The 9,663-nt window shown below is 66.3% G+C and carries 8 protein-coding genes and 1 pseudogene; 8 read left to right on the top strand and 1 reads right to left on the bottom strand.

From position 1 onward, the window contains the following. Positions 1-269: 269 nt before the first annotated feature. The 8 genes from AX735_RS16525 to AX735_RS16490 all read left to right on the top strand — a co-directional run bounded on the left by AX735_RS16525 (position 270) and on the right by AX735_RS16490 (position 9,492). Positions 270-2,279, top strand: coding sequence for an alpha-glucosidase (locus AX735_RS16525; RefSeq protein WP_066282480.1), 2,010 nt, complete (start codon positions 270-272; stop codon positions 2,277-2,279). Continuing rightward, positions 2,276-3,289: a LacI family DNA-binding transcriptional regulator gene (locus AX735_RS16520; protein ID WP_023837423.1), complete on the top strand. Its 1,014-nt coding sequence runs from the start codon at positions 2,276-2,278 to the stop codon at positions 3,287-3,289. The genes AX735_RS16525 and AX735_RS16520 overlap by 4 nt, the downstream gene beginning before the upstream one ends. Further along, positions 3,286-4,200, top strand: a complete 915-nt coding sequence (locus AX735_RS16515) for an aldo/keto reductase (protein ID WP_066282479.1) — start codon at positions 3,286-3,288, stop codon at positions 4,198-4,200. Before AX735_RS16520 ends, AX735_RS16515 begins: the two co-directional genes overlap by 4 nt. Before the next feature lie 62 nt (positions 4,201-4,262). Then, the gene (locus AX735_RS16510) at positions 4,263-5,351 is read left to right on the top strand and encodes an LLM class flavin-dependent oxidoreductase (protein WP_066282476.1); all 1,089 of its coding nucleotides are present in this window, start codon (positions 4,263-4,265) and stop codon (positions 5,349-5,351) included. Next, positions 5,351-6,853, top strand: coding sequence for a glycerol-3-phosphate dehydrogenase (locus AX735_RS16505; protein ID WP_066282474.1), 1,503 nt, complete (start codon positions 5,351-5,353; stop codon positions 6,851-6,853). Before AX735_RS16510 ends, AX735_RS16505 begins: the two co-directional genes overlap by 1 nt. Beyond that, a complete protein-coding gene (locus AX735_RS16500) occupies positions 6,850-7,428 on the top strand; it encodes an NADPH-dependent FMN reductase (protein WP_066282473.1) in 579 nt (192 codons plus the stop codon). Before AX735_RS16505 ends, AX735_RS16500 begins: the two co-directional genes overlap by 4 nt. After that, positions 7,425-8,039, top strand: coding sequence for a 3,4-dihydroxy-2-butanone-4-phosphate synthase (locus AX735_RS16495; RefSeq protein ID WP_066282471.1), 615 nt, complete (start codon positions 7,425-7,427; stop codon positions 8,037-8,039). The genes AX735_RS16500 and AX735_RS16495 overlap by 4 nt, the downstream gene beginning before the upstream one ends. After that, positions 8,032-9,492, top strand: a complete 1,461-nt coding sequence (locus AX735_RS16490) for a glycerol kinase (RefSeq protein ID WP_066282469.1) — start codon at positions 8,032-8,034, stop codon at positions 9,490-9,492. The genes AX735_RS16495 and AX735_RS16490 overlap by 8 nt, the downstream gene beginning before the upstream one ends. Positions 9,493-9,496: 4 nt before the next feature. On the opposite strand, the pseudogene AX735_RS25975 reads toward AX735_RS16490, so the two are convergent. After that, positions 9,497-9,663, bottom strand: a pseudogene (locus tag AX735_RS25975) (MFS transporter); the annotation flags it as partial.

Here is a 9,663-nt window from a genome sequence, read left to right as displayed (position 1 = left end):
GTCCTGCGCGTGTGCGGGCATCGCGAACGCGAGCGAAAGCGCGGTCGCGGACAGCGCGGCGGCACGGACGGACAATAGATTGGAAAGCTTCATGATACCCTCTCCCTGCGAGAATGCGGTCGTAGCGGGGGCTTGCTGCCCCTTGGTATGGTCGCCGCGATTGGCGCTTGATCTGCTATGACTGGCTCGATATGTCAAGCGGTGTCAGAAAAACGGACGATGGCTGCGGCCATTTCGCCACAGTGCGAGCAAGGGTTAGGAAAATCGCGTTGAAACTGCGGGTGCACGCCCAGAATGACGGGTTCGATCTCCTTTTCGGAGACCGGATCGTGCTGCGTCACCACATCCCCTGTCCTGCGGTGGTCATGGCGCGGGGCAACCCCGATATCACGATGTTTCGCGGCAATTTCCGCATTTCCGACTCGCCTGCCGACGAGATCGCTCCGGCAGAATGGCGCATGGCCGATGGCGGCATCGAATGGCTGCACGATGGCGTGCCGGTCGCGCGCCTTTCGACCAAGGGCCATGAGCTAACGATCAACGCACTGCTTCCCGGCTATGATCGCCTTCGCGTGCGCTTTCATGCTGAGCCGGGCGAATGCGTCTGGGGCGGCGGCGAGCAGATGAGCTATCTCGCGCTGAATGGCCGCGCCTTCCCGATCTGGACCAGCGAACCAGGAGTGGGCCGCGACAAGTCGACCGAACTCACCCGCATCATGGACGCCGAGGGCATGGCGGGCGGCGACTATTGGAACACCAATTATCCTCAGCCGACCTTTCTCACTTCGCGCTGGATCGCGGTGCACCTCGACGCCAGTTGCTACAGCGTGCTCGACTTCACCGATCCCGGCTTTCACGCGGTGGACGTGTGGAGCGACACCGCGAATTTCGAACTTTTCGCCGCCGATGGTCCGCTCGAACTCGTCTCCGCGCTGTCGAAGCGCTTCGGTCGCCAGCCCAAATTGCCCGACTGGGCGATCGGCGGGGCGATCGTCGGGCTGAAATCGGGCGCATCGAGCTTCGAGAGGCTCGAACGCTTCATCGACGCGGGCACCGCCGTCTCCGCGCTGTGGTGCGAGGACTGGGCGGGGATCCGCGAAACTACCTTTGGCCGTCGCCTGTTCTGGGATTGGCATAACGGAGAGCGCAGTGCCCAGCGCTATCCGGACCTGAAGTCGCGCATTGCAGACCTGCATCGGCGCGGCATCCGGTTCATGGCCTATGCCAATCCCTATATTGCCGTGGATGGCGACCTGTTCGCCGAAGCGGCAGGCGGCGGCCATTTTTGTCTGCGTACCGACAGCGACGAGGTCCACCTGGTCGATTTCGGCGAGTTCGACTGTGGCGTGGTCGATTTCACTCGCGCCGAAACGCGCGCCTGGTTCGCAGAGCGCGTACTGGGCCGCGAAATGCTGGATATCGGCATCGACGGCTGGATGGCGGATTTTGGCGAATATCTGCCCACCGACCTGCGCCTCGCGGACGGCTCCGACCCGATGGAGGCGCACAATCGCTGGCCGGTGCTCTGGGCCCAGGTCAACGCGCGCGCGGTCGAAAGCCGCGGCCGAACCGGCGATGCGGTGTTCTTCATGCGCGCCGGCTTTTCCGGGGTGCAGGCGTATTGCCCCTTGCTCTGGGCGGGCGACCAGTCGGTCGATTTCACCCGGCACGATGGCATCGGCACGGTGATCACCGGCGCGCTGTCTGCGGGCCTGGTCGGCAATGCGTACAGCCATTCGGATTGCGGCGGCTATACCTCGCTGCACGGCAACGTGCGGACAGAGGAACTCATGCAGCGCTGGTGCGAGCTTGCCGCCTTCGCGCCGGTCATGCGCAGCCATGAGGGCAACCGGCCCGACGACAATCTGCAATATGATTCGACGCCGGAACTGATGGCCTGCTTTGCGCGCTGGAGCCGGGTGCACGCGCATCTCGCGCCCTATGTCCGCCACCTGTGCGGCGAAGCGAGCGCGCAGGGCCTTCCCGCGCAGCGCCCGCTGTTCCTGCATTTCCCGCACGATCCCGCCCTCTTTACGGTGCAGGACCAGTTTCTCTACGGTGCCGACATGCTGGTGGCCCCGGTGGTCGAACAGGGTGCAGATGCACGCGACGTGATCCTCCCTGGAGCAGGCGTGTGGCGGCACGTGTGGGGCGGCGTGGATTATGCGCCCGGCACGCACCGCATCGCTGCGCCGATCGGCCAGCCACCGGTCTTCTATCGCCCCGACAGCGCCTTTGCGGCGCTGTTCGCGGGCCTGAACGGGGTGCTGGAGCGATGAGCGAACGGGCGAATATCCGCGATGTCGCGGCCAAGGCGGGTGTGGCGGTCAAGACCGTGAGCCGGGTGCTGAACGGCCATCCCTATGTCAGCCAGGCGACGCGCGATCGGGTGGAAGAGGCGATGCGCGACCTTGATTTTCGCCCAAGCGTCGCGGCGCGCATCCTGTCGGGCGGCAAGTCGAACCAGATCGCGCTGATCTATGACAATCACAGCCCCTATTACATGTTCCAGATCCAGACCGGCTGCTGGGATTTCTGCCGCGCCAACCGCATCCGTCTGCTCGCCCAGCCGGTCGATGTCGCCGACCCGCAGGTGGGCGAACAGGTGCGTGGGCTGGTCACCGAAACGCATGTCGATGGCATCATCCTCTCCTCGCCGGTGACCGATTGCGACCCGGTGCTGCGCGCGCTCGAGGCGCTCGACGTGCCGTTCGTGCGCATCTCGCCGGGCACCAACCATGCGCTGACGAGTTCGGTGTTCATGGACGATGCCCAGGCCGCCGACGACATGACCACGCATCTGATCAATGCCGGGCACCGCCGCATCGGCTTCATCAAGGGCCATCCCAATCACATGGCGTCGGACGACCGCTTGTTCGGCTATCGCCGCGCGCTCGACCGCGCCGGCCTGCCTTATGATCCGGTGCTGGTCTGCGATGGCGAGTTCGATTTCGATTCGGGCGTGCGCGGCGGACGTGCGCTGCTCGATCTGCCGCAGCGGCCGAGCGCGATCTTCGCCTCGAACGACGACATGGCCGCCGGCGTGCTGGCTGTGGCGCACGATCGCGGCATGGACGTTCCCGCCGAACTGTCGGTCGCAGGGTTCGACGACACCACGCTCGCGCGCACCGTCTGGCCGCCGCTCACCACGATCCACCAGCCGATGGCGGAGCTGGCGCGGACCGCGACCGAGATTCTCATTGCAGGCGGCGACATCACCCATCGCCGCCTTCCCCATCAACTTGTCGAACGCGCCTCGGTAGCGCCCCCAAACAGGACCTTTTCATGAGCGAACTGCCCCTGCCTCCCGCCTTTCGTGCCCTTGGCGGAAGTGACATCATGGTTTCCCCGATCGCCTGGGGCATGTGGCGCCTTGCCGAGAATGGCCGCAGCGTCGCTGAGGCGGCGCGCCTGGTCCATGCCGCGCTCGATGCCGGGATCAATTTCCTCGATACGGCGGACATTTACGGCTTTGACGGCGCGGGCGGCTTTGGCGATGCCGAGGCACTGCTCGGCGAGGTGCTCGCCGCCGATCCAGCCTTGCGCAGCCGCATGGTGCTGGCGACCAAGGGCGGCATCCTGCCCCCCCTGCCCTATGACCAGAGCGCCGACTATCTGCGCACCGCGATCGACAATTCGCTTCGCCGCCTGAAGGTCGATATGGTCGATCTGTGGCAGATCCACCGCCCCGATATCCTTGCGCACCCGCAGGAGGTCGCGCGCGTGCTCGACGATGCGGTGAGCGCGGGCAAGATCCGCTCGATTGGCGTGTCGAACTTCACCGTGCACCAGATCGCGGCGCTCGATCACTTCCTGGCGAGCAAGCTGGTCACCACCCAGCCTGAGATCAGCCCGCTGCGCATCACCTGTTTCGAGAATGGCGAGCTGGATCAGGCGATGATGATGGGCCTGACGCCGATGGCCTGGTCGCCGCTGGGCGGTGGACGCCTGGCAGCGGCAGAGACCGCGCGCGACCGGCTGGTGGCCGCGGCGCTCGATGCCGTGGCCGAGGCGCAGGGCGTGTCGCGCAGTGTCGCGGCCTATAGCTGGCTGATGGCGCACCCGGCGGGGATCATCCCGATCATCGGATCGCAGCAGGCCGAACGCATCGCCGAGGGCGCAGCGGCGCTCAAGGTGCGCTGGACCCGGCAGGACTGGTACGCGGTGCTGGTGGCAGCGCGCGGCGAGCCCCTGCCCTGATCGCTGACACGAGGAATTGACGCGGCCGGCCTTGCGGGCCGCCGCTGTGAAGGAGAGCCAAGATGGCTGAACAGAATTGCGAAATCGCCTGGTTTTCGGCGCTGTGCGACGATGACTATGAGTTCCTGGGCGTTCCCGACCCCTATCTGCAGTCGAGCTGGGAGCATTGCCGCAACATCGTGCTGCGCGCCGAGGAAGGTGGGTTCGACAACATCCTGCTGCCGTCGGGCTACTCGCTCGGGCTCGATACCACCGCGTTCGCCGCGGCTGTCGCCACCCAGGTCCGCCGCATCAAGCTGCTCTGGGCGACGCGCATGGGCGAGGACTGGCCGCCGCAGCTCGCCCGCCGCATCGCGACGCTCGACCGCATTCTCGGTCCCAACGCTTCGGGTACCGGCGGGCGTCTGAACGTCAACATCATCTCGTCCGACATGCCGGGCGAGAAGATCGAATCCGGCCCCCGCTATGCCCGCGCGACCGAGATCATGAAGATCGTGCGTACCTTGCTCAACGGCGAGGCGCTCGATTTCCAGGGCGATTTTTACAACCTCAAGCTCGACCCGCCGCGCATCACCACATTGTCCGGCAAATGCCCCGCCTTCTATTTCGGCGGCCTCAGCCACGAGGCACGCGAATGCGCCGCCGAGGCGTGCGACGTGTACCTGATGTGGCCCGACACGATGGACAAGGTGCGCGAGAACATCGCCGACCTGAAGGCGCGCGCCGCCAAATACGGCCGCACGCTCAAGTTCGGCTATCGTGTGCATGTCATCGTCCGCGAGACCGAGGACGAGGCACGCGCCTATGCCGACCGGCTGCTCTCCAAGCTCGATGACGAGGCGGGCAAGGCGATCCGCGAAAAGTCGCTCGATGCCAAGAATTACGGCGTGCAGCGCCAGCAGGAGCTGCGCGGCGCGGCCGATGGCGACGGCTTTGTCGAGGAGAATCTGTGGACCGGAATCGGGCGTGCGCGTTCGGGCTGCGGCGCTGCGATCGTCGGCACGCCCGATCAGGTGCTCGCCAAGCTGCGCGCCTATCAGGCCGAAGGCATCGAGGCGTTCATCCTCTCGGGCTATCCGCATGTGCAGGAAGCCGATATGTTCGCCCGCTACGTACTGCCGCACATCCAGCACGGGCCGCTCGAGATCTGATGGACCAGTCGCCGCACCCTGAAGCCAATATGTTCGACGTCGCCGTGATCGGCGGCGGCGTCAACGGCACCGGCATTGCGCGCGATGCCGCCGGGCGCGGCGCACGGGTGCTGCTGCTCGAGGCGCAGGATCTGGCGAGCGGCACCTCGTCCAATTCGAGCAAGCTGATCCATGGTGGCCTCCGCTATCTGGAGCATTACGAGTTCGGCCTGGTGCGCGAAGCGCTGGGCGAGCGCGAGATCCTCTGGGGCATCGCGCCGCATATCATCTGGCCGATGCGGTTCGTGTTGCCCTGGGTCAGGGGTCTGCGGCCGCGCTGGCTGTTGCGGCTCGGGCTGTTCCTCTACGACCATATCGGCGCGCGAAAGCTGCTGCCCGCGACCGAGACGATCCGGCTCGACCGGCACCCTGCAGGCGCCCCACTCAAGCCCGAGTTCTTGCATGGCTTCGTCTATTCGGACGGCTGGGTCGATGATGCGCGGCTCGTCGTGCTCAACGCGCGCGATGCCGCCGATCGTGGCGCCGACGTGCATACGCGCTGCCCGGTGACGAAGCTGGAGCGCACCGGCGAGCATTGGCGCATCGAGACGCCGCAGGGTGATTTCACCGCGCGCTCGATCATCAACGCTGCGGGCCCATCGGTGCTCGGCATCCTGGGCAAGTCGGGCGAGCAGCCCAAACAGTCGATCCGCCTGGTGCGCGGATCGCATATCGTGGTGCGCAAGCTGTTCGATCACCCGCACCCTTATTTCTTCCAGTTGCCCGATGGCCGGATCTTCTTCGCCATCCCCTATGAACAGGATTTCACGCTGATCGGCACCACGGATCGCGACCAGCAGCCCGGCGAGCCCATCGTCGCGAGCGAGGAGGAAATCGCGTATCTGTGCGAAGGGGCGAGCCGCTTTTTCAGTAAGCCCGTCACGCCCGCCGATGTCGTTTGGACCTATTCGGGCGTGCGGCCGCTGGTCGATGACGGGTCGGGCAAGCCCGAAGCGGCGACGCGCGGCTATCGCTTCGACCTGACCGAAGAGCATGAGGGCGCACCGATGCTCTCGGTCTTCGGCGGCAAGATCACTACCTTCCGTACCTTGAGCCAGGAAGCGGTCGACAAGCTCGCCAGCCGCGTCCCGGCCTTGCGCGGTGACCATTGGACCCATGCCAAACCGCTGCCTGGTGGCGAATTCGGCGTGGACGATGTTGCGCAGCAAATCGCTGGTCTGCGGGCGCGTTATCCCTTCCTCGAAGCAGCCTGGGCCGAGCGGCTGATCCGCACCTATGGCACCATGGCCGCGCGCTTTCTGGGCGATGCCAGGACGCTCGCCGATTGCGGCGAGCATTTCGGCCATGGCCTGACCGAGGCAGAGGTGCGGCACCTTATCGAGAACGAATGGGCAATGACCGCCGAGGACATATTGTGGCGCCGCACCAAGCTGGGCCTGCATCTCTCGGCCGATCAGCAGGCCGCCCTTGAACGCTTTTTCCAGAAGGAACCCGTAGCATGACACCCCGCATCGTCGCGATTGGCGGCACCGTGTCCATCGGCAGCACCACCGAGCTGGCGCTGCGCACCGCGATGGCCAGCGCCGCCGCGCACGGGGCCGAGGTGCAGCTGTTCGACGGGGCCTATCTCGCCGCGCTCCCGCATTACCGCAGCAGCGCCCATGCTGGAGCCGAAGGCCGCGAAATGGTCGAGGCTGTCCGCGCCGCCGATGGCGTGCTGCTCGCAGCTCCCGGCTATCACGGCACGATTTCGGGGCTGGTCAAGAATGCGCTTGATTATCTCGAGGACCTGTCGAAGGACACGCGCCCCTATCTCGACGGCCGGGCGGTCGGGCTGATCGCCACGGCTTATGGCGACCAGGCAACCATGAGCACGATGCAGACGCTGCGCAGCATCGTCCATGCGCTGCGCGGCTGGCCGACGCCGATGGGCGCGACGATCCGCACCTATCCCGGCCTGTTCTCGCCCGATGGCGAGTGTCTTGATGATCGCGCGCGGATGCAGCTCGACATGGTCGGGCAGCAGGTCGTGCAGGGCGCGACCAGCCTCAGCGCGATGGCGAGGCCCGCCGCATGAGCATCGCAGGCGCGGTGGAGGCCCTCAAACAGGGCAAGGTCATCATCATCACCGGCGACCGCTTCCGCCGGGGCGACATGGATTTCGCCGTCGCCGCGCAGCATGCGACCGCCGAAGCGATCAACTTCATGGCGACGCACGGGCGCGGGCTGATTTGCCTGGCCATGCAGCAGGACCGCGCGATGCGGCTGGGCATCGGGCTGATGAACCCCGGCAAGGATCGCCAGTCCGGTCGTCCCTTGGGCCGGTCGATCGAGGCGGCAGAGGGCGTCACCACCGGCATTTCCGCCGCCGACCGCGCGCAGACCGTGCGGGTCGCGGTCGCGCCCGAGGCCACCGCAGACGACATTGTCTCGCCCGGCCATATCTTCCCGCTGATCTGCTCGCCCGGCGGCGTGGCCGAACGCGCGGCGGCTGCCGAAGCCGCAATCGAACTGACGCGGCGCGCCGGATGCGGCGATGCGGCGGTAATCTGCTCGATCATGCGTGACGATGGCGAGATGGCCCGCCCCGGCGACATTGCCGATCTGGTCGAACGCTTCGGGCTCGAGATCGCGGATATCGGCGATCTGCTCGGCGAGAATGCAGACACGGAGGCCGCGCATGGCTGACAAGCTGATCCTGGTGCTCGACGAAGGCACGACCTCGACCCGCGCGATGCTCTATACGCTGGCGGGCGAATGGATCGCGACCGAGCAGCACGACATCACGCAATGTTATCCGCAGCCCGGCTGGGTCGAGCATGATGCGAACGAGATCTGGGAGCGCACGCTCGCCTGCGCGCAGGTCATGGTCGAGCGCGCAGGCGGGGCCGAGCGAATCGCCGCGATCGGCGTCACCAACCAGCGCGAGACCGTGGTCGCTTGGGACAAGGCGACCGGCCAGCCGCTCGGCAAGGCGATCGTATGGCAGGACCGCCGCACCGACGCTCAATGCCAGCAGCTGCGCGCGGGCGGCCATGAGGCGGCGGTGCAATCGGCCACCGGGCTGCTGCTCGACCCCTATTTTTCCGCGACCAAGATGGCGTGGATGCTGCGCAATATCGACGGTGCGGAAGCGCTGGGAGACCGGCTCGCCTTCGGCACGATCGAGAGCTGGCTGGTGTGGAACCTCACCGGCGGTCTCCACATTTCGGATGTCTCGAACGCCAGCCGCACCAGCCTGCTCGCGCTGACCGGCCAGAGCTGGGACGATGGCCTGTGCGACCTGTTCGGCGTGCCGCGCATGGCGCTGCCGGAAGTCGTGGCCAGCACCGGCGTGTTCGGAACGACGAAGCCAGAACTGTTCGGCACCCCGATCCCGATCACGGGTCTGGCGGGTGACCAGCAATCGGCGACCATCGGCCAGGGCTGTTTCGATGTCGGCCAGACAAAGGCGACGCTGGGCACCGGCGCGTTCATTCTGGCGAACATGGGCCAGAACCCGCCGCGATCCGAGCACCGGCTGCTCGGTACCGTATTGTGCGAGGTGAACGGCACGCGCAGCTTCGCGCTCGAAGGATCGGTGTTCGTCGCGGGCAGCCTGGTCAAATGGCTGCGCGACAGCATCGGCCTGCTCGGCAATGCGGCAGAGAGCGAGGCGCTGGCGCGTTCCGTTCCGGACAGCGGCGGCGTGGTCGTGGTCCCCGCCCTGTCCGGGCTTGGTGCGCCCTATTGGCTGCCTGATGCACGCGGTTCGATCACCGGGCTCTCGTTCGCGACGACGCGCGCGCATATCGTCCGTGCATCACTCGAATCGGTCGCCAATGTGTTCCACGATCTCGGCCGCGCCTTTGGTGCCGATGGCGCGCCGTGGTCGGTGCTGCGGCTGGATGGCGGGATGAGCGCGAACGACTGGATCGCGCAGGATATTGCCGATGTGCTGAACATCCCGTGCGAACGCCCCAGCGATGTCGAGACGACGGCACGCGGGGCGGCAATCCTCGCGGCGATCGGTTCAGGCCATTATGGCTCGCTCGAAGAAGCGCGCGCGATGGTATCGCCCATCCAGACGTTCGACCCGCAAATGGACAGCGCAGCCCGCGACCAGCGCCTCGGCCAATGGACCAAGGCGCTGGCCTGCTGAACGATCAGACCTTGGCCGGAGCCAGCCTGGGGCTGAGCAGGTGCACCACCAGCAGCGCCGCCAGATAGGCGCTGGCGCAGATTGCGAACAGGATTTCATAGCTGCCGGTGCTGTCGAGAATATAGCCGGTAAACAGCGCCATCCCCATGCCGCCGAGCGCGCCCACGGTAC

The organism is Blastomonas sp. CCH1-A6 (assembly GCF_001556365.1).
Classification (GTDB): Bacteria; Pseudomonadota; Alphaproteobacteria; order Sphingomonadales; family Sphingomonadaceae; genus Blastomonas; species Blastomonas ursincola.
This window is presented reverse-complemented; position numbering and strand designations above follow the sequence as displayed.